The organism is Nonomuraea sp. NPDC003727 (assembly GCF_053586935.1).
Genome location: NZ_JBSFNE010000007.1, coordinates 145,538 through 166,318, shown reverse-complemented (window position 1 = coordinate 166,318; position 20,781 = coordinate 145,538). Strand labels below are relative to the sequence as shown.

12 protein-coding genes are annotated in these 20,781 nt (G+C 70.3%); 6 read left to right on the top strand and 6 right to left on the bottom strand.

Translation table 11 applies throughout. The features are described from left to right. Positions 1-96: 96 nt before the first annotated feature. The gene (locus tag ACWDLG_RS19465) at positions 97-2,772 is read left to right on the top strand and encodes a BTAD domain-containing putative transcriptional regulator (RefSeq protein ID WP_449921735.1); all 2,676 of its coding nucleotides are present in this window, start codon (positions 97-99) and stop codon (positions 2,770-2,772) included. Between the two features lie 78 nt (positions 2,773-2,850). Further along, positions 2,851-3,690, top strand: a complete 840-nt coding sequence (locus tag ACWDLG_RS19460; RefSeq protein ID WP_449921733.1) for a DUF4344 domain-containing metallopeptidase — start codon at positions 2,851-2,853, stop codon at positions 3,688-3,690. Between the two features lie 46 nt (positions 3,691-3,736). Here the strand turns inward: ACWDLG_RS19460 and ACWDLG_RS19455 are convergent, their stop codons facing one another. From ACWDLG_RS19455 to ACWDLG_RS19445, 3 genes are read right to left on the bottom strand one after another with little or no spacing between them, the layout of a single operon-like run. Next, the gene (locus ACWDLG_RS19455; RefSeq protein ID WP_449921730.1) at positions 3,737-5,551 is read right to left on the bottom strand and encodes a CASTOR/POLLUX-related putative ion channel; all 1,815 of its coding nucleotides are present in this window, start codon (positions 5,549-5,551) and stop codon (positions 3,737-3,739) included. Continuing rightward, positions 5,548-6,471 (bottom strand): hypothetical protein, encoded by a 924-nt coding sequence (locus tag ACWDLG_RS19450; RefSeq protein WP_449921727.1) that lies wholly within the window; start codon positions 6,469-6,471, stop codon positions 5,548-5,550. Before ACWDLG_RS19450 ends, ACWDLG_RS19455 begins: the two co-directional genes overlap by 4 nt. 2 nt (positions 6,472-6,473) lie before the next feature. Further along, on the bottom strand, positions 6,474-8,285 hold the full coding sequence (locus tag ACWDLG_RS19445; RefSeq protein WP_449922146.1) for a BTAD domain-containing putative transcriptional regulator: 1,812 nt from the start codon (positions 8,283-8,285) through the stop codon (positions 6,474-6,476). 237 nt (positions 8,286-8,522) lie between these two features. Between ACWDLG_RS19445 and ACWDLG_RS19440 the strand changes: the two genes are divergently transcribed. Next, entirely contained in the window at positions 8,523-11,402 is a 2,880-nt protein-coding gene (locus tag ACWDLG_RS19440; RefSeq protein ID WP_449921725.1) for a BTAD domain-containing putative transcriptional regulator, read from the top strand. A gap of 22 nt (positions 11,403-11,424) precedes the next feature. Here the strand turns inward: ACWDLG_RS19440 and ACWDLG_RS19435 are convergent, their stop codons facing one another. From ACWDLG_RS19435 to ACWDLG_RS19425, 3 genes are all read right to left on the bottom strand, one after another. Then, entirely contained in the window at positions 11,425-11,838 is a 414-nt protein-coding gene (locus ACWDLG_RS19435) for a hypothetical protein (protein WP_449921722.1), read from the bottom strand. Positions 11,839-12,111: 273 nt separating this feature from the next. Then, positions 12,112-13,308: a cytochrome P450 gene (locus ACWDLG_RS19430; RefSeq protein ID WP_449921719.1), complete on the bottom strand. Its 1,197-nt coding sequence runs from the start codon at positions 13,306-13,308 to the stop codon at positions 12,112-12,114. Between the two features lie 40 nt (positions 13,309-13,348). Beyond that, positions 13,349-13,813 (bottom strand): GbsR/MarR family transcriptional regulator, encoded by a 465-nt coding sequence (locus ACWDLG_RS19425; protein WP_449922144.1) that lies wholly within the window; start codon positions 13,811-13,813, stop codon positions 13,349-13,351. Positions 13,814-14,018: 205 nt separating this feature from the next. On the opposite strand from ACWDLG_RS19425, the gene ACWDLG_RS19420 reads away from it, so the two are divergent. Genes ACWDLG_RS19420 through ACWDLG_RS19410 form a run of 3 tightly spaced genes read left to right on the top strand, consistent with a single transcriptional unit; the run spans position 14,019 to position 20,590 of the window. After that, entirely contained in the window at positions 14,019-14,402 is a 384-nt protein-coding gene (locus ACWDLG_RS19420) for a YbaB/EbfC family nucleoid-associated protein (protein ID WP_449921717.1), read from the top strand. Continuing rightward, positions 14,399-14,698: a hypothetical protein gene (locus ACWDLG_RS19415; protein WP_449921714.1), complete on the top strand. Its 300-nt coding sequence runs from the start codon at positions 14,399-14,401 to the stop codon at positions 14,696-14,698. Before ACWDLG_RS19420 ends, ACWDLG_RS19415 begins: the two co-directional genes overlap by 4 nt. 6 nt (positions 14,699-14,704) lie before the next feature. Continuing rightward, a complete protein-coding gene (locus ACWDLG_RS19410) occupies positions 14,705-20,590 on the top strand; it encodes a WXG100-like domain-containing protein (RefSeq protein ID WP_449921711.1) in 5,886 nt (1,961 codons plus the stop codon). The last annotated feature ends 191 nt before the right edge of the window (positions 20,591-20,781 follow it).

Below are 20,781 nucleotides of genomic sequence, written 5' to 3'. Positions count from 1 at the left end.
GATAACCGGTCCCATTGCCGCGATCTGTCCCGGTATTTATCCCCGCCCTGCCGGGACTGCCGGATTCGTCGTATGCCGCAACCTACGATGTGATCTGTGCGTTTCGAGGTGCTTGGGCCGGTTCGTGGCTGGCGGGGCGAGGAGGAACTCCAGCTCGGCTCCCCGCAGCAGCGGTTGACCCTGGCGGCCCTGCTGCTGGCCGAGGGCCGATCCTTGACCGTCGACCAGCTCGTGGACATCGTGTGGGCGGACGAACCGCCGCGGACCGGGGCAGCCACGGTGCGCACGTACCTGTCCCGCCTGCGGGCCGTGCTGGGTGAGGGAGCCATCCGTTCGGTCGGCGGAGCGTATGGCTGCTCCGCCTCCCTGGACGCCTCCGACTTCACCACGTTGGTCCGGCAGGCTCGGCAGGCCCCACCGGCCGAGGCCGGCGACATGCTCGCGAGCGCGCTGCGACTCTGGCACGGGGAGGCGCTGGCCGGACTGCCCGGCGCGTGGGCCGAAGGACAGCGGGCCCGCTTCGCCGAGCTGCGGCTGTCCGCTCTCGAGGCCAGGATCGAGGCCGATCTGACGCTCGGCCGCCATCAGTACCTCGTGGCCGAACTGACGGAGCTGACCCGCGCCCACCCGGCCAGGGAACGCCTGGTGGGGCAACTGATGCTCGCCCTGTACCGCTCCGGCCGCCAGAGCGAGGCCATCGGCGTCTACACCGACACCACGAGGTTCCTGGCCCGCGAGCTCGGCGTCGCCCCCTCGACGGACCTCGCCGCCCGTTACCAGCAGATCATCTCCGGTGACCCGGCCCTGGCCGCTTCCCATCGCCATGCCGGTGAGCGGCGACCGGCCCCGCCTGTTCCCTGCCGGCTACCGCCCGACATCCCTGACTTCACCGGCCGCGCGGCGCAGACGTACAGCCTCCTCGGCGCGTTGCGGGCAACCGGAAGGCAGGCGCCCCCGGTGGTCGCCGTCTCCGGGATCGGTGGGGTGGGCAAGACCACGCTTGCCGTGCGCCTGGCCCACGCCCTGCGGCAGGACTATCCCGACGGGCAGCTGTACGTGGACCTGCGGGGCGCGGACCCGGCTCCGCTGGACCCCTCCTCGGTGCTGGCGTCGTTCCTGCACGCCCTGGGCGTGGGCGACGAGCGGATTCCCGAGGGCGTGCAGGAGCGTTCCGCGCTGTTCCGCTCGCTGCTGTCCGACCGGCGGATGCTCCTGGTGCTGGACAACGCGCGGGCCGCCGCTCAGGTGACCCCGCTGATCCCCGGCAGTCCCGGTTGCGCGGTGCTGGTCACCAGCCGGCCCAAGCTGCCGGGCCTGGGTGGCGCCCACGGGGTCGATCTGGCCACGCTCACGCCCGGGGAGGCCGTCGATCTGCTCGCCCGGATCGTCGGTCATGAGCGGGTGGCGGCCGAGCGGGCCGCGGCCGAACGGCTGGTGGCCCTGTGCGCGCATCTGCCGCTGGCCATCCGCGTGGTGGGCGCCCGGCTGGCGCTCAGCAGCCTCAGGACCGTCGAGTCCATGCTCGCCGAACTCCTCGACGAGCGCGGCCGGCTTGACGCGCTCCGCGCCGGAGAACTGGACGTCCAGAGCACCTTCGAGATGTCCTACCGCCAGCTCACCCCCGCGCAGGCGCGGGCCTTCCGGCTGGCGGCCGCGCCGGACTGCGACGATCTGCCGCTGGACGCGGCGGCGGAGCTGCTCGCCCTGGACGAGGACGAGAGCGAGCATCTCCTGGAGTCGCTCGTCGACCTCAGCCTGCTGGAGTCGCCCGTTCCTGGCCGCTACCGCTACCACGACCTGCTCAAGGTGTACGCCCGCCGGCAACCCGATCCCGAGCGGGAGGAAGCGGTCGACCGGCTGGCCGGTCACCTGCTGGCCACCCTGCAGAACGCCTGCACGGCATGGGGGCTCGGGCGATCCTGGTCCGGCTCGAGCCCCCGGCCCGGCCTGAGCTTCTCCGGCGAGGAGGAGGCCTCCGCCTGGCTGGAGACCGAGCTGGCAGGCATCTGGCCGCTGCTCGGGCAGGCCGCCGACATCCATCTGGCGGTCCGCCTCCTGCGCCTGCTGGAGGAACGGGTGGACCGGGTCGTCCACCACCGCGAGTTCAGCGGCGCGGCGGAACGGCTCCGCCAGGCGGCCAAGGACCGGGGGGACCGCGAGACCGGAGCCGGCGCCGCGTGCGTACTGGCGAGCGTGCTGTACTCGATGGGGCGCAGAGCCGACGCCGAGCCGCTCCTGCGCGAAGCGGTCGGGCAGGCGGCCGACGGGATCCTCCTCGCCGAGAGCGGCACGCTGCTCGCCCTCACCATCGCCACGCGGCAGGACTGGCCGGAAGCGGTCCGCGTGGCACGGCGCGCCGTGGCGACGGCCCGCCGGTCCGGCGACCCGCGCGTGGAAGCCAGGACGCTGACGTACCTCTCCCAGATCCTTCTCCGTATCGGGCAGGCGGAAGAAGCCCTCGCCCATACCGAGGCCGCCATCGCGCTGGCGGCCTCGGTGGGCGTCGCGGCCTTCGAGATCTCGATCAAAGGCGTCGTGCTCACCGCCTTGGGGCGATACGAGGAAGCGATCCCCTGCTACGCCGAGGCTCTTGCCGCGTACCGCAAGCAGGGCCTGATGCAGATGGCGCTGGAGAACGCCTCCAGGCTCGCCGCCGCGTACCGCCAGGCCGGCCACTCCGATCTGGCGCGGAAGTACGAGGAGGAAGCCCGCGCGCTGTCCCAGGAGATCGCCGACTCGGCTCTCCTGGATCCCGGCCCCGACGGCCGTTGACGATCTGGTACGTCGCCGCGCAGCGGCCCACGGCCGGTGTCTACTGACTGTCAATGCCTGACCGGCAGGGTTTCCCACATGACCCTGAAGATCAGAGAAATCGCCGTCGCGGCGCTCCTGGCCGGGACGATGCTCACGGCGTGCGGCGCCGAGCCGACGGCTGCCCGGCAGAAGAGCCCCGCGGCGTCCGGCGGTCACAGCGGAGCGAAAGGCGCGTTCTCCGTTGTCGTCGCGGATGCCGAGGACGAGGTGAACCAGGCGATGGCCAAGAATTTCAAGGACGAGAAAATGCTGGAGGAGGCGGCCGACCTGTTCAATGACGTGCTGAAGCTGCCGGAAGGGGACTACACCCTCGCGGCCGAGGAATGCAAGCAGGCCAACGCCTTCTGGAGCCCCGACGAGAAGAAGATCACCATCTGCTACGAGCTGCTCACCGACGCCGTCACCAAGGCCGAGGAGAATTTCAGCACCGACCAGGAGAAGCAGGATTACATCGCCGGTGTCCTGATGGACACGCTCTTCCACGAGCTCGGCCACGCCGTCATCAGCATCTTCGACCTTCCCACGGTCGGCAAGGAGGACGACGCCGTCGACCAGCTGTCCGCGATCTTCATGATCCAGGCCGGCGAGGAGGGGGAGAACTTCGCGCTGCAGGCCGCCCAGTCGTACTTCATCGCCGCGGCCGACACCGACCGCGACTCCCTGCCGTTCTACGACGAGCACTCCATGGACGAGCAGCGGGGCTACAACTACGCCTGCCTCGTCTACGGCTCCGACCCCGAGAAGTTCGCCGATCTGGTGGGCGAGGCGGACGACTCCTTCCTGCCGGCGGCCAGGGCGGAGCGCTGCCCGCAGGAGTGGGAGAAGGTCAGCGCCGCCTGGGCGAAGCTCCTGGAGCCGCATCTGAAGGCCGCATGACAACCTGACGAGGCCGTCCCTGATCAGGGACGGCCTCGTCAGGTTGTCACCTGTCGGCCACCACGACGACCTGGTCGCCGGGCCGGAACGCCAGGTGCTCGGACTTGGGCGGGTTGAGCCGCACGCCGTAACGGGGCGCTGTGGCGCTGTCCGACGACAGCCGGTACCCCAGGGCCGTCTCGCCGCGCCGGCGGGCCGCCTCGATCACGGTCGCGAAAGTCGAGGACGCGCCGAGCGTGATGTAGTTCTCCGCCGGCTCGAGGTAGATGTCCGGCCCGTCGTGCTCCAGCAGCGCGTCGAAGACCTGGCCGAGGTGCCGGTTCTCGGCCAGCTGGGCGAGCAGCATGCTGACCAGCCGACCGCCCACCACGAAATCGTCGGCCTCGGCGACCTGGGCCAGCAGCCGGTTCCGCTCGTCGTTCATCTCGCTGACGATCGCCGCCCCCGTGTCCATGTCACGCAGGTGCAGCAACGTCACCATCGTGCGGGCGTCGGCCTTCTGGGGCTCGTACGCGTCACACGACAGCACGATCACCTGGTCGTAGATCCCGGGATTGAGCGCTTCGAGGGTGGCGCGGTCGGTGATGTCTCCCTGCTTCGCCGTGACGAGGACGTCTCTCGGCAGCGGGACGTCCTCGGCGACCGGGCCGACCAGGTGGATCTCCGAACCGGGCAGCAGGTGATGCCCGAGCTCCCGCAGGATGCGCCGTCTGCGGCGGTTGTCCCCCAGGATCAGCGTCCTGGCCGGTTCCGCCTGGGGGACCGGTGGTAGCCCGATGGTGTTCGGCAGGACGGCGGGCGGCGCGGTGGCCAGCCGGATCTCCGAATCGTCGGCGGCGATGAGGATGAGCTGGTCGCCCTCGCCGATGACGGTGTCGCTGCGCGGGTTGAGGACCACCCGGCCGCCGCCCAGCCGCAGCCCGACGACCGTGGCGGTGTCGAAGGCGAACAGCGCCTCGCCGTACATCCGGCCCACGAGCATCCGCTCGGTCCACATGTAGATCTCGTCCCCGTCGAAGTCCAGCAGCTCGGTGTAAACCGCCGACAGGCCGGACTGCCGGCACGACTGGACGACCAGCCGTGCGGCGAGGTTCTGCGAGTCCACCACTTCGGCGAAGGGGCCGGCGGCGATGCGGGCGGCCGTGAGGTTGCCGCTGTCGGTGACGGCGGCGACGACCGACGGACCCGATGCCGTCCGCCGCCTGCTGCCCAGCGCCAGGAGCGTCTTGACGAGCTCGGCGTCGTCCGACGAGAGGATCAGGATCGAGCGCGCCGCGTCCGGGCTGACCAGGGCCAGCGAGGACGGCTCGGCCGGATCGCCGGACCTGACCACCAGGCGGGTTCTGCCGATCTCGCCCAGCCGGGCGCGGAGCTCCTCCTCCATCTCGACCTTGTCACGGTCGGCCAGGACGGCGATGACCGGCCTGCGCTCGCTCTTCTTGGCCTTGACCAGCTCGGACACGACGGCGAAGATCTCCTCCGACCAGCCGAGGACGACGGTGTGCTCCCGCTCGACCACGCGGGAGCGCCCCTTGCGCAGCTCGTCGAGCTTGGTGTCCAGGCCGGCGCTGAGCACGCCGACCAGGGCGCTGACGATGAAGATGCCGCCCAGCGTGACCACGAGCATCATGAAGACGAAGAACCAGTTGCCGTCGTCGCCTCCCATGGTGCCCGGATCGAGCGTCCGCAGGAGACCCATCCAGGCCACCCGCCACGGGCTGAGCCCGTCGGCGAACGGCCAGGCGGCCAGGGTGACGACGGCGACGAGCAGTGCCGAGGCCACCGCCAGCCAGCCGATGAGGGCAGGGGTGCCCTTCGACATGGTGGAGTCGAACCAGTAGCGCAGGCGCTCCCTGGTCACTGCTGCTCCGTCAAGTAGCCGCAGGCCATGGGCTCCTCGGTACCGCCGTTGGTGAAGTCAGGGTCGATCTCGAACTGGCCGAGAACGGTCGCCTCGACCGGGCGGCGGTAGGTGATCTGGTCACCGCAGTTGTAGTAGACGTAGGCACCCTCCTTCTCGCCCAGTATCAGCACGCGATCGTCGTCCTTGACGACCGGCTTGCCGTCGCCGTCATGGACGGTGGCCCACTGGTTCTTGAACCCGACCATGTCGAGGAAGCCGTTGCCGTTGCCGTTGACGTAGATGTCCGCCGCTCCCATCACCATCTGGAGGACGAGGAGGAAGCCGAGACCGACGCCGACGAGCGCACCCGTGATGACCTTCATGCCGGCCCGGGTGGACCCGCGCTGGCGCATGATCCGGTACGGCGCCAGCAGGCCGAGGAAGGCGATGGCGACCGCCGGCAGGACGGCGGAGCCGTAGTCGATGTCCAGGTCTTCGGACACGCCGTTGGTGGTCGTCAGGTAGGCCCAGTAACCGATCGCCGAGAGCAGCGCCGCGAGGGTCGCGGCGACCCATGACTTCTCGCGGACCCAGGCGAGCGCCCGCCCGGCCGCGCCCCTGGTCAGGAGGTTGACCAGCCAGAAGAGCGTGACGATGACGCCGACGACGGGGAGCAGGTAGAGGAAGATCTCCACCAGCGTGCCGACGAGTCTGGCGAAGACGGTGGCCTGGTCCAGGCCGGCCTGCTCGGGCGTGATGCCGAAGATCGCGTAGACGTGCTGGAGGCCCAGGTAGAGCATCGCGTACAGGGCCACCGCGATCGGCACGGCCACCGACCCGATCTTCTCGACGACGTCCAGGATGCTGCCGCGATCAGGCTGCGGACGTTCCTGGGGCGGAGCGACCTGCTCGACAGGGTTGTATGTCTGGGTGTGCATGGTTAGAAGGGTGTTCGGCCGATATAGATGGCACATTGCGAAGCGATAAGCGCCTCGTCGAGGACGGTCCGCTGGACCACCGGGTGCACGAAGCGCAGCGGCGAGCCGTCTTGCAGCAGGCCCATCTGCACCAGGACGGACAGCACGGCGGGGAAGCGGGCGCAGCTCAGCTCGGCCATCCCGGCCACGGCGTCCGGCGTGGCCTGCTCGCCCAGGACGGCGACGGCCCGTGCGAGCTCGGCGGCCCCCGGGCCGGCCGCCCGCAGCAGGCCGGACACCCATCGGGCGATCGTCTCCGGACGCTCGCCGCGGTCCAGCGTCCTGACGTGCTCGGCGAGCAGGAAGGCGTTCCCTCTGGTCTCCGCGATGCAGCGGGAGACGAACGCCGGGTCGGGTTCGGCGCCCGTCTGCTCCGTGACCAGCGCGGTCGCCGCCTCCTGAGGCAACGCGCCCAGGCGTACCGACGGCATCATCGAGCACGTCGTCTCGAGCGTGTCCGGCCAGTCCGAGGGCACGCCGGCCGCGCGGGAGACGACCAACGCCACCGGTACGCCGTGCAGCCGCCGCAGCGTGTAGGCGAACCATCGCAGCGACTCCGGATCGCACCACTGCACGTCGTCGAGCACGATGAGCAGCGGGGTTCGCCGCGCCAGCCGTACGGTCACCCAATAGAGCCCGTGCAGCACCTCCGCGAGATCGCCCCCGCGCCTGTTGCGCCAGATCACGTCGGCAGCCGGGAGCGTCACTCCTTCCAGCACCCGCGCGCGTTCCTCCTCGGGCAGTGCCGCCAGCATCGGCTCGAACAGCTGCCGGGCGATGCCGAAGGCGTAGCCGCTCTCCAGAGGGCACGCCGTCGCCCAGGCGACCTGCAGGCCGCGCAGCCGTGCCAACGCCTCAACACTCCGCAGCAGCTGGGTCCTGCCGGTGCCCGGCTCGCCCGCCACCAGCAGCGCACCGCCGTCACCCGATTCGGCCGCGCCCAGCACGTCGCTGGCGGAGTCCAGCAGATGGTCGCGGCCGAGGCAGCGGATCCGCACCGGCGCGGCCGGTTCACGGACCGGCGCGGCCAGTTCACGGACCGGCGGGAGCGGTGGCGCGCCCAGGCCGGGCACCTGGGCGAGGATGTCGGCCTCCATCTGCCGCAGCGCAGGGCCGGGATCCAGGCCCAGCTCCTCCGCCAGGTGTCCGCGTGCGCGGCGCAGCACGGACAGCGCGTCGCCCTGGCGGGCGGAGCGGTACAGCGCCAGAGCGAGCAGCCGCCACCCCTCCTCCCGCATCGGATGGGTTCGCGTGAACGCCTCCAGGTCCGGGATGGCCTGCGCGTGCAGTCCCAGCGCCAGCAGCGTCGCCAGCCGCCGCTCGACCGCCGCCAGTTTCAGCTCCTCCAGCCTGGCGATCTCCACCTGGGCCCACGTCGAGTGGGCGAACTCCGCGTAGGCCGGCCCGCGCCACAGCTCCAGGGCCGGATCCAGCAGCTCGAGCGCGGCCGCCGGATCACGCTGCGGATCGGCCTGCCTCACCAGCCTCTCGAAGACGTCCGCGTCGAACTGGTCCGCCGAGGCGTCGAGCCGGTAGCCGCGCGGCTCGGTCAGCAGCACCGTGGGCTTGTCCGCCGGCTCCAGCACGCGCCGCAGCCGGCAGACGAACGTCCGCAGCGAGGCCAGCGCCTGGCGTGGCGGCTCCGCTTCCCACAGATCCTCGATCAGCCTGTCCAGTGGCACCACCCGGCCCCGCGAGAGCAGCAGTCGCGCGAGTACCGCCCTGCTGCTCGGCGAGCCCAGGTCGAGTTGCCCCTCGTCACGGTGGACCTCCACCGTCCCCAAGACGCCGAACCTCATCATTGACCCCCCATGTACAAACATGCGGCATCACTTTCAGGGAACCCGATCTACGTCCTGTATACGATTCGTCAACGCTTTCATTAGGCGGCCGCACCAGGTTGACGCCATGCAGATCGACATCAGCTTCCCTGGATCACGCGTCGCCTGCCGCCGCCGTCCCGCAGGCGGCGACATCGTTCCCGAGCACGATGCCGTCCGCCGGTGAACCACATGCCACTCACGGAGACGCGCTTCGAGCTTCTCGGCCCGGTGCGGGGCTGGCGGGCGGACACGGAGCTCGACCTGGGATCGCCGCAGCAGCGGTTGACGCTGGCGGCCCTGCTGCTGGCCGAGGGGCGGATGCTGAGCGTCCAGCAGCTGGTGAACGTCCTGTGGGCCGAAGCCCCGCCGCCGACGGCCGCGAGTACGGTGCGCAACTACGTGTCACGCCTGCGGGGAGTGCTGGGCGACGGCGCGATTCGCTCGTTGCGGAGCGGCTACAGTTCCACGGCCAGGCTGGACGTGCGGGAGTTCGTGGCGCTGGTGTCACGCGCGCGAGACGCGCCGCCGGCCGAGGCCAGGGACCTGCTGGAGCGGGCGGTGCGGTTGTGGCGCGGCGAGCCGCTGGCGGGATTGCCGGGGGCGTGGGCCCGGCGGCAGCGCTCCCGTCTCGTCGAGATGCGGTTGTCGGCGCTGGAGGCGCGCGCGGAGTGCGACCTGGCGCTGGGGCGGCACCACGAGTCGGTGGCGGAGCTGACGTCGCTGATGACCGCGCACCCGGCACGGGAGCGGGTGTGCAGGCTCCTGATGCTGGCGCTGTACCGGTCCGGACGGCAGGCGGAGGCGATCGGGCTCTTCACCGACACGCGGCGGCTGCTGGCCGAGGAGTTCGGGGTGGATCCCTCGCCAGAGCTGGCCTGCCTCTACCAGCGGATCATCACCGGCGACCCGACGCTCCACGTGGGCAGGGTGGCCGCCGAGCCCGCGGCGGTGACCTTGCCGGTACCCCGCCAGCTGCCGCTGGACGTGGCCGACTTCACCGGCCGGGACGCCGAGGTGGCGAAGATGGTCGGATCGCTGCGCTCGGGCGACGTGCGGACGCTGCTGATCTGGGCGGTGTCCGGCCAGGGCGGGGTGGGGAAGACCACGCTGGCGCTGCACGTGGCGCACGCCGTGAAGGACCTCTTCCCTGACGGCCAGCTCTTCGTGGATCTGCAGGGGGCCGGCCCGGATCCGATACCTCCGGCGACCGCGCTGGCCGGGTTCGTGCGATCGCTGGGCCAGGGCGACCTCCCTGACGGGCTCGCCGAACGCGCCGCGCTCTACCGGTCCCTGCTCGCCGACCGCCGCATGCTGGTCGTGCTGGACAACGCCCGCGACGTGGCCCAGATGACCCCGTTGCTGCCCGGATCGGCCGGCTGCGCCGTGCTGGCGACCAGCCGTGCCAAGCCGATCGGCCTCGATGGAGCGTTCCAGGTGGGGTTGGAGGTGCTCAGCGCCGACGAGTCGATCCGGCTGCTCGGGACGATCCTCGGACAGGAACGGGCGGCGGCGGAGCCGGAGTCCGCGCTGGAGCTGGTGACCGCCTGCGGGTTCCTGCCGCTGGCGATCCGGATCGCCGCCGCCCGCCTGGTGACCCGGCCCATGTGGTCGATCGCCCAATTGTGCGCCCGCCTGGCCGACGAGCGCAGGCGGCTGGCCGAACTCCAGGTCGGCAACCTGGCTGTGGAGGTGAGCTTCTCCCTCGGTTACGAACAGCTCCGCCCTGAGCTGGCGCGGGCGTTCCGGCTGCTGGCCGTTCCCGACGCGGCCGAGCTCACCACCGTGATGGCCGCGCGCCTGCTGGACCTGGCCGAACCCGAGGCCGAGCGGCTGGGCGAGGAACTGGTCGACCTCAGTCTCCTGCAGTCACCCGCGATGGGCCGTTACCGGCAGCACGACCTGCTGAAGTTCTTCGCTCGGGCCCGGCTGAAGGAAGAAGAGGAGGACGACGCCCGGCGGGCGGCCCTCGTCCGGCTCCACCGCTACTTCGAAGCCTGCATGGCAGGCGCCCTCCGGCTCGGCTCCCCCGGAAACCCGCTCGCCGACCGACTCGAACAGCAGGCGGGGGAGGCGATCGCCTTCGCGGATCTGGCGGACGTCGGCGCGTGGCTGGACACCAGCTGCGACATCCTGCTGAACTGCGTGAGCCAGGTCACCGACCTGCCCGGCAGCGACCTGTACGGGCTGGCCCGGCTGATGAACGCGCTGGGGGAGCTCCGCACTCTCGGCCAGCCGTACGTCGAGCGCCTCGACCAGTTGCTCGCCGCGGCGACGAGCAGGGGAGACCGCGCGGCGGAGGGCTACATCCACCTCATGCAGGGCCTGGAACACATGGACGGCTCGCGGTCGGCCACCGGCCTGGACGCCGACGGGCACGGGCGGCTCGCCGTGACGCTCGCCGAGGCCGCAGGAGATCTGGGCGTGCAGGCCCACGGGTGGGCCCTGCTGGGCTACCAGGCCGGTTTCCGGCGGGACAGCGCCCGTGCCGCGGAGTGCTTCGAGCGCGGCATGACACTGGCGCGCGCGGCGGGGGATCGCCGGCTCGAGGCCGCGCTGCTCGGCCGCATGGGCACGACCTGGTCGGCGATGGGCCGGAAGGAGGACGCCCTGGCCGCGGCACGGCGGGGCTTCGACCTCCAGATCGAGATCGGCGACGGCAAGGTCGAGCCGATCACGCCTTACCTTCTCGGCTTCGTGCTGGCCAGGGCCGGTGAGTACGAGGAGGCGCTGGAGCATCTGGAGTCCGCGCTGAGCCTCGCGACCGCGCTGGGCTACCTGTTCTGGACAGCGACCGCCCAGATCGCGATCGCGCGCGTGAAGACCCACCTCCACCAGCCGGAAGAGGCGCTGGCGTACGCCGAGGCGGGCCTGGCGGGGCTGGCGACCTACCCGAACGAGCGGGGCATGGCCGAGGCGCTGACGGAGATCGGCCGGGCGCTGTCCACGCTCGGCCGGCACGGGCGTGCCAAGGCCGCGCTGACCGGCGCCGTCGCGATCTTCGACCGGTTGGGCGTCACCGACGCGTACGACACCGGACAGCTCCTGGACGCCCTGCCGGGGGAGGCGTAGCCGGCCGCCGTCCGGCGCGGGGTCAGATCTTGCCGCACACCTTGTCGATGAGGGCGTCCGACTCGTCGATCTGGGTCTGGACGGTCTCGAACGCCTTGTTCGGGTCGTCGCCGGCGGCGATGGACTTCTCGATCGAGCCGGCCACCTCGGTGTTGAGCGTCAAGGCCCTGATCAGGTCGGCGTTCTTTGTCTTGCCGAGGAGGCCGGCGCTGAGGTCGCCGACCTGGAGGACGAGCCCGACCACGTCGGGTGCGCCCTCCCGGTCGACACCTTCCTGGAACTTCTTCAGCTCCGCGCAGACCGGGTCGGGCCGCGCGGGCGCGGTCGAGGCGGGGGCGGACTCGGCCGCGGGGGCGGCGGATGGCGCGGCCGTGGAGGCGCACCCGGTCAGAGCGACGACGGCGGCCGTTCCCGCGAGCGTGAGCTGTTTGCGCATATGTCATCCCTTCAGGGCATTCGAGGTACGCCGGAGACCTTCGCGCAGGCGGATAGCCGCACGATGGACACCGGGTAGACGACCCTTCGCGGGATCCCCTCAGACGACAGCGCAGACTGCCCCACCCTCCAACGGCCGGCACTTCACCACCCGTCCCTCCGGCGTGGGCCCACCCTCGACCTCACGCAGCAGGGACGCTTCCTCGGCGAGACGACCTGGAGCGGGCGGCTCCGTGTCCGCCCGCGCTCCTACAGGACGTGTCCGCCCGCGCTCCTACAGGAGCGGAAGGCGGCGCACCCCCGTCATGGTCGGCGCGGGGATGAACTGCACCGGGTCCTCCGGATCGGTGCGCAGGGGATCGAACCGGTCGAGCAGGATGTTCAGCGCGACCCGCCCCTCCAACCGGGCCAGGGGCGCGCCCAGGCAGAAGTGGATGCCGCGGCCGAAGGCGAGATGCGGGTTCGGGTCGCGATCGGGATCGAACGCCTCGGGGTCGGGGAACTGCCGGGGATCCCGGTTGGCCGCCGCGAGCCAGCACATGACCATCTGATCGGCTGGTATCACCACGCCGCCGAGCTCGACCTCGCGCGTCGTGGCACGGCCGAGGGCGGCGAACGGGGTGAGGAGCCGCAGCGACTCCTCGATGACGGCCGGGACCGAGGCGCGGTCGGCGCGTACCCTGTCCTGCTGGGCGGGGAAGGCGTCCAGGCACAACACCGTGTTGCCGAGCAGCATCGTCGTGGTGATGTGCCCGGCCAGCAGGAGCACGATCGCGAAGTTGACCACCTGCCCGTCGGGCAGGCGCTCGCCGTCCACCTCGGCCGCGACCAGCCTGGTGAGCAGGTCGGCGCGCGGCTGCCGGCGGCGTTCGGCGGCGTGGCCGGCGAGATAGGCGCTCATCTCCCGCCACGGCTTCATCGTGGCTTCGAAGGCGGCGTTCCGTTCTTCGGCGGACTGGTTGAGCGAGACCGCGGCGTCACGCTGGAACAGCGCGTCCGCCCACCGCTTGAACAGCGCACGATCACTGCTGGGCACCCCCAGCAGCTCGGCGATGACGATGACCGGCAGCGGATAGGCCAGATCGCGCACCAGCTCGAACCGCTCGCGCTCCCGCGCCGCGTCGAGCAGTTCGTGGGTGATCGCGGCGATCCGCGGCTCGAGATCCGCGACGACCTTGCGGGTGAACGCGCTGCTGACCAGCTTGCGCAGCTTGCCGTGATCCGGCGGGTCGATCTGGGTGATGAAGCCCTCCAGCGAGAAGTCCTCGTCCGGCATCATGCCCTTGGGGACCACGCGCATCGTGTCGGAGGAGAAGGTCGCGGGGTCGCCGAGGACCTCCTGCATCTCCGGGTAACCGTAGACGTTCCACATCCCGGCCTGGGCGTCGAACTCGACGGGCGGGCCCGATCGGGGTCCGTGCAGCCAGAAGTGTTGCTTCGGGATGTCGTACCGCTCGACGAAGTCGGCCATCGCCTCTCCTTGGTTGAGGATCTCTCTGTCGAGATGTACGTCACGACGACTTCTTGCGGTGTTCCTCCCAGCGCTGGAGCATCCCGTCGGCGTCCCGCAGGACGAAGGCGAAGAACTCCCGGGTGTCCGCCATCCGGGCGCGCCGTTCGGGCAGGTCCTCGCCGCCGAGGACCGACAGCCCGAAGTCCAGCGTGTCCAGGCTCATCCGGACGCCGGCGAGCTGGACCCGCATGACCTGTGTCCACCCGCCGACGGTCATCCGGTAGCGGTGCTCGCGGGAGGCCGTGGGCACGCGCTCGATCATCCCGCCCGCCTCCAGTTGCCTGGCGACCGTGCTGACCGCTGTCTTGCTCACGCCGAGCTCCGCTGCCAGGTCGGTGAGGGACCGGTCGGGCGGATCACAGATCATGAGCCACGCGTACAAGCGGCCCATCGTGCGCGTCCCGCCCAGACGCTCCATGTCCAGCCCCATCCGATTGACGAACTCGATCTCCGGAGGCTCCACTGGCGCCAACTCCGCGATTGTCGTCAAGCACGTACTTCATGAAGTGTACGTCGCGATGCCGCCGGACGACGGTGGTTGGTTGCGACTTCATGTGTGCTCAGTGACAACTTCGTTAACAGCGGCGCAAACGGTGTGAGTCATCGGGATCTTGGGGGAAAAGTAACTTAAGATGCCATTTGGCAGTGGACGTACGGAAGGTACCTCTGTGGCGGATGCGTTCGAGGTGGAGATCGGGGAGCTCGCGGGCGAGATCAATCAGCAGATGGCCCGCATTCGCGAAGCGTACGGAGAACTTTCCGATATGGAGCACACGGCCCGTTCAGCCGACGGGCTGGTGAGCGTGACCGTCGGCCGCCACGGTCAGATGCTCGGCATCGAGCTGAACCCCAGGGTGTACCGCACCCTGTCCCCCTCGCAGCTGGCCGACGCGATCATGCACGAGGTCGACAAGGCCACCGCCGCGGTCTCCGAGCAGAGCAAGGAGCTCTTGGAGCCCCTGATGCCGGAGAGCGTGCCGTACGAGGAGGTCTTCGGAGAGCGGGCCGTGCTCGACGCGTTCTTCCCCAGGCCCGTGGAGCCGGCCCCGTGACCGGCTTCTCCGTGTGGTGGGAGTCGCTGCACCGACAGGCCAAGGTCTACGACCAGCTCGCGCACAACGCGGAGGAGGTGCGTGCCGAGCTGCGCGCCGCCTTCGACCGGGACAGGAACACGCTCGGCGACGACATGTACGGCGCCGAACTGGCCAAGAAGATGCCCGAAATGGAAGGAGGCATCTTCGACGCCCTGAAGGCGCACATCGACGAGCTCGAGCGTGTCGCCTCACGCCTGAACGCCACCGCTCGCAACTACGAGGGGGCGGAGCATCCCCCGGTCGAGCGCGGCTGATCGTCCATGGGGTTCGACGGGTTCCTCGTGCCCGACTTCGCCAAGCCGTACGTCGGCTGGGTGGTCGGCATGGACTGGCCGGAAGGCGACGAGTCCGGCTGCTTCCGGTTGGCCGACGCCTGCGTGAAGGCCGCGCACCGGCTCGTCGAGGGCACGGGGGCCGACCAGCCGGGAAGCGCGACCAAAATCGGCGCCGACTGGGACGGGGAGGCCCATCTCGCCTTCGCCGCCCATGTCGACCGGGTCGCCGGCGGTCAGGTCGCCGCTGTGGTCAAGCGGCTCGTGGAGACCGCTGTCGCGCTCAACGGCGTGGGCGTGCAGATCCAGTACACCAAGTACATGATCGAGGTCACCGTCTGGCTGCTGGTCGCCCAACTGGTGTATCTGCTGGGCGCGGCCCTGGCCAGTGGCGGGGCGAGTCTGGCGCTCATCCCAGTACGTGTCCAGCTTGCCCGGCTGACGGTCAGGCAGATCGCCAAGCAGTGCGTGCGCAACATCCTGCTGTTCGCCGGGATCGTCGCCGGCATGGACCTGGGCCTCCAGATCCTGCAGATGGTGAAGGGTCGCAGGGACGAGATCGACTGGTGGCAGTTGGGGACCTCGGCGCTGACCGGTGGTGCCATGGGCGGGCTCATGGGGGCGCTCTCTGTCGGGCTGAACGCGCTGGCCACCTCGGCCCTGCGGTCCGGCCTGACCAGGGCCGAGATGACCATGGCCGAGAAGCTGCTGGCCGCGGCCACGTCGTCGTTGTACGGGCAGGCCGCGCAGTATGCCGTGGCCGGCGGGATCACGACCGCGGGAACCTTGGCGGTCCAGGGGGACTTCAGCTGGGACATGCTGGCCAAGGGCATCACGTCCAGCGCGCTCGGGGCGGACGGGCAGCACGGGGGCGCGGCCCTGCTCCGTGGTGCCGACGGTTCGCCCTCGCCCCACCCGACCTCTTCGTCCGAACGTCCTCCGTCCCGCCCGGACGCCGGCCCCGAGCGCGGGCCCGAGCCCAGCGCCGAAACGACGCTGGCGGCGATGAGGCATAACCAGGAGGCCATCAAGTCGCCTGCCTGGAACAGCCCCGACATGCTGGTCCCGCAGGCGTCCCGGCTGGCTTCCGGCATGGAGACGCCGCAGCCGGTGACGTACGCCTCCGCGCCGTTCCGGCCTGACGGTTCGCCGGCGTGGCGGGTCGACGGGTCGCGGTCGGCGGGGGTGAACGCCGGGCAGTCCGCGGGTGGGCCGATGTCGCGGCCTGATGGTTCGCCGACCTGGAAGCAGCTTGACACGTCGGTCAAGCCCGTGATCCATCCGCCGCGCACCGTCGAGATCGGCGCCTTGGGCGAAACGGCCGTCCACGACGTCAAGGTCCCGGAGAACGTGACGACGGCGGCTCGGGCGCTGACCGACGGCATCACGGGTGTCACCCCGCGGGAACGGCGCGCGATCCGCGAATGGCTCGAGGAGGCGCTTTCCGACAGCGACCGCGACACCTGGACCGATCATCTCCAGAGAGGCGTCGCGCTCAGTGTCAAGGACACCGTGATCTACCTCAAGCTGAAGCCGAGCGAGCTCACGCACGTGGAGCACCCGAGCCTGGCGCCCGAGAAGCCGGTCGCGTTCGGCGGGGACGGTGTGGAAGGCAAGTCCTCGCGCGCCTCGTCGCTGGACCGGAGCGCGGGTCTGATGCGAGGGCTGTACCACTCGCCGGACGAGGCCGAGGCGAGCGCCCTGCCCCGTATCGGCGTCAGCAGTACGTCGCGCACGACCCACACGAACGGCATCGAGGTCATCAGCGGTCACAAGGCCGTTTCCCCGACGCACGACTACTTCGCCGCGGACATCTCCCTCGACGTCTACCGCAACGGTGAAAGGGTCACAGAAACCGCGGCGGTCCCCGACCTGTCCCTGACCCTCCCCTTTCCCCAGCAGTTCACCAGGGAAGGGCCGCTGCTGTCCGCCGACCACCCCCCGTCGCTGCCCCGCCACGAGGTCCCGGTCGGAGCCGAGCACAAGTTCCGCGATCACGGAATCGCCATCACCGGGATGGACGTCACGCCTCTGGTGCTGGAGGTGCAACGTCGGGCGTTGTCGGCAGGCGTGCCCGCGGGCGAGGTGGTCAAGATCGTTGAGCACCTCACGTCCACCGTGCTCAGCGAGCAGGGAATGAAGAACCGCAGCCAGTCGATGCTGTCGAGCGGGACCGCCTCCGAGGCGGTCCGGTACAAGAGTTCCGCGCTGGGATCAGCGGAGGAATCCGTCAAGGTCACCGGCCGGATCACGCGGATCGAGCCTGTCGACGGAAGCGCGCGGCCACCGATCGAGACGATGTTCCGGGACGACATGGGGCGGCGCGAGAGCGAGGGGACGTCACATCGGCAGGGCACGAGCGTCAATGTCCATGCGGGTGGCAAGTTCGGCGTGAGCCTGGGAGAAAAGGTGGAGGTCGTCGCACGCCTCATCGGCGGGTTCGGCTTCGGCACGGACCATGTGACGTCCAGCAGCCGGGCGCACGGCAACCACACCGTCCTGACCAGGATCGATGACGTCACGATGTACGACGCCCACATGCTGCTGCAGGTCGAGACCGAGCGGATGGGCACCTTCGAGGTCGAGGTGAAGGCCGAACTGGTCGTACCGGCCCGCGACGCGCCCCGGATGGAGCAGGACGTCTTCGGGCACGATCTCCGGCCGCCAGGGGAATTCAACGACATCCGGCAGAAACTCGCCGATCTCCACCGGGAGATGGACGACGTCCGTGCGGAGTACGTGCGGAGCGAGCCGCTCGCCGAATACCCGCCCAGGGGCGAGCATCCGAACGGCGGCTACGACCCTCACGTGCTGGAGCCGGAGACGCTCGCGGCCGGGCGGGGAACAGGATTGGGCAGCGGCATCCGCGTCCACTCCGAGACGCTCCTCAGCACGGAGATCAGCCAGGCCGTCGACCAGGCGCTGCCCGACCTCCCGCCGGAGATCAAACGGCAGATCATGCGGGACATCGACAGCCGCTTCGGCGGCCCGGCCCTGGAAGCCGACCTGACGCATGCTCTGCACGGCATCAGGTACGAGAAGACGATCGGCGGCTACACCTTCGAGATCGCGGCCGAGGGCGCTCTCGGCCGGCGGCACGAGGTCGGCTCGACCGACATGACGGTGAACGAGCGCAGGATCACGTCGCAGACCAACACCAGCCAGCGGGAGACCTCTGTCTCAGGCCGTGGGGAGGTGCGTGGTGTCGCGCGCCTCGAAGTGAACGACGGGCTCAAGGTCGACCCGGTGAACCTGGCTCTCACCGGCAGCAGCACGAAGGCGGAGGGCGCCGGCTTCTCCGCCGGTAGCACGAGGTACGACCGCACGGAGACCAGGGGCGGCTTCACCTTCACGCGGGATCTCTCCTTCGACGTCAGGATGAGGATCTCGCGAAACGGCACAGAGGTGACGAACACCGGGTGGGAGGTGCACGGAAGCAAGGCGGAGGTCCTCGTACCGAACGTCCACCTGCCGGAGTCGCCCGTGCTCGCGCAGGACGTCGCGCACGTGGGACGCATCGAGTCGTCGACGGAGCCGCCCGGCGACGTGTGGCGGCCTCGTGAGGGCGAGCTGTCCGCCATCGTCCGTCTGGGCGCCATGCCTGACCTGCCCATGGCGGTGGCCGAGGCGTACGCCAGATGGGCGGGACTGCCGGTGCCCGCGGAGCGTCTGGACGTACCGCATGCGTTCGAGACCGCGACTGATGTGATCAAGCTGGAAACCATGGTCACCTCTCACCCCGACGGCCTGTACTACACCGTGTCCGATCGCGGGGGGACGCGCCACGACGTGCATGTGAAGGTCCACGTGGCCGACATGAAGCACGTCAAGTCGGAGACCGGGGTGGAGCACGAAAGCTACTCGAACAGCAACTCGAGGGCGACGGACGGCGAGCGCAGCAGACAGTCCCTGGGCGGGCACGCCCGGACCGGTCTGCGCGTCACCCTCGGCGGCGACGGCGAGCAGGCAGGTCACGCGCGAGGAAGCGAGGAAGGCGGCGGAACCGAGCGCAAGGTCGTCGCGCGAGCGGGCGTGCACGGCACCGCGAAGCGGATGACCCAGGAAAGCTCCTACCTGGGTGGCAGCGACGTGGCCCGGGTCACCTACTCGGACGGGAGCACCTCGCACTGGTACCGCGCGGACCTGGTCGTGGAGGTGACACCGACCAAGACCGACGGGGCGACGGTCGAACGGGGCCCGACCACGTACGTCCGGGTGGCGGACATCATGGACCTCGTCCTTCCGGACGAGGTGGCACGCCGTAACGGACTGGAAGGTCCGAAGCCCGTGGAACCCGTGGAGCCCGCCCAGCAGGCGGGGGACACGACCCGCGCCTACGCCGCGCCCGAGGCGGCGATGAGCGCCGCCTCCGTTCAGTATCTCGACGCGCAGGCCGTACTCCCGACGATCTTCAAGATGCTCCGAGACGAGCAGCTCCTCCTTCCTGACCAGGAGTTCACGAACCACCCCGTGGCCGAGCACCTGCGTGGCCTCTACGGCCAGGACGCGCTCGGCACGAGACTGGGGGAACTCCGCGGGAACGGAGTGTCCTCCTGGCTGTTCATCACCGACGAACACGGCCGGGTCATCGAACGCGTGGGCATCCGGGTCAAGGCCCAGCCCGGCGAGGGCGTACACGTCGGTGAGCGTTCCGACACCGGCCTCATGCTCCGCAGCGAGCGCCTCAGCGGCGACCTGCAGGTGCACGAAAGGGGCTCGGACCGCGGCACGGAGCTGCTCGGGCGCTACCTGGAGTCTTCGGACGACGTCAGGGGAGCCGAAGCGGGGTACGCGAACTACCGCGACTCCCACACCGTGGACGCGCACGGAACGATCGGGAAAGCGATCAACCGTTACCAGACGCGCGAAGCTCCGCACGAGTTCAGGCATCCGGTCGCGTACGAGATCACGCTCGAGCGCGTCCCGGTCCGCCCTGTCCTGGAACCCGTGCAGGGCGCTGCCCGCAAGGTGCTGCTCAAGGTGGGCGAGGTGACCGGACACGACGGAGCCGGGAGGTTCTTCGACCGGCATGTCGGGGTCACCTCGACGTCCAGAGCGGTCGTGAGCGGCGAACTCGGCGTCCTGGTGCCGGGACACCTCACCACGGAGGTGCCGCAGGGAACCCCCGTCACGGCGCACACGCCGGTCGTCGCCGCAGACCCGCGATGGGCGGAGACGGCAGGGCCCAACAGCATGTCCAGCACGCTCGGGAAGGGCGTCCCCAAGGGAGACGTCAGCCAGGTCGCGTTCCCGGCCGCCGGTCTGGTGGAGGAATGGGCACCGATGGCCGCGGTACCGCCGAAGCTCCGGGCGGAGGTGCCCTCGCTGGCCGACCGGCCCAACGGATACGAACTCTCTCGCCCGGCCGGCATGTCCGTCGCCGAGGCCACCAAGGAAAGGACCATGCGCGCCCATCTCGAGCAGCTGCTCGCGCATGAGTACGAGATCCCCGGGATCGGCAAGGTGGGGATCGACGTCACGGGGGCCCACGAGGTCGCCAGCGCGATGGTCAAGCAACGCGTCTACGAGCAGACCATGAGCACGAGCGGGCACGGCCAGGAGCAGGGCCGGGGCCAGTCGGTCCGAGGTGGCGGGTCCGCCGGATCGACCGGCGACGGGACGCTGGGCTTCGGCGGCATCGGCGGCAGCGTGAAGACGGCGGACGAAGCCGCTTCGCGGAACGCCAACATCGTCGAACGCAACTTCCTGGAGAAGCAGCACGAGAACACCTACCTCGCGTTGGACGTCTCCGTCGTGGTCTATGGCAAGGGCAAGCCTCTGGTGGTGGACGTTCCCGGCGGCCTCTACCTGAGGCTCACCCCCGAGGGGCTCGCCGAGTTCGACGCCGCGCACCCCGGGGTGATCAGGCGCTGAGCCTGGGGCCGGTCCGGGGTACGGCGCCGGCGAACCCTCGGGAACGAGGTCACGCCCCGGAACACCGGCAAGGCCGTCCCGGTGGCCCTGCGCGATCCGGTGGCCTCGCGCGATCCGGTGGCCCCGGCGATCGGGTGGGCCGCCGGGGCCGCCCTCGACCTGGTATTGGTGACGTCACAGATCGTTGTACA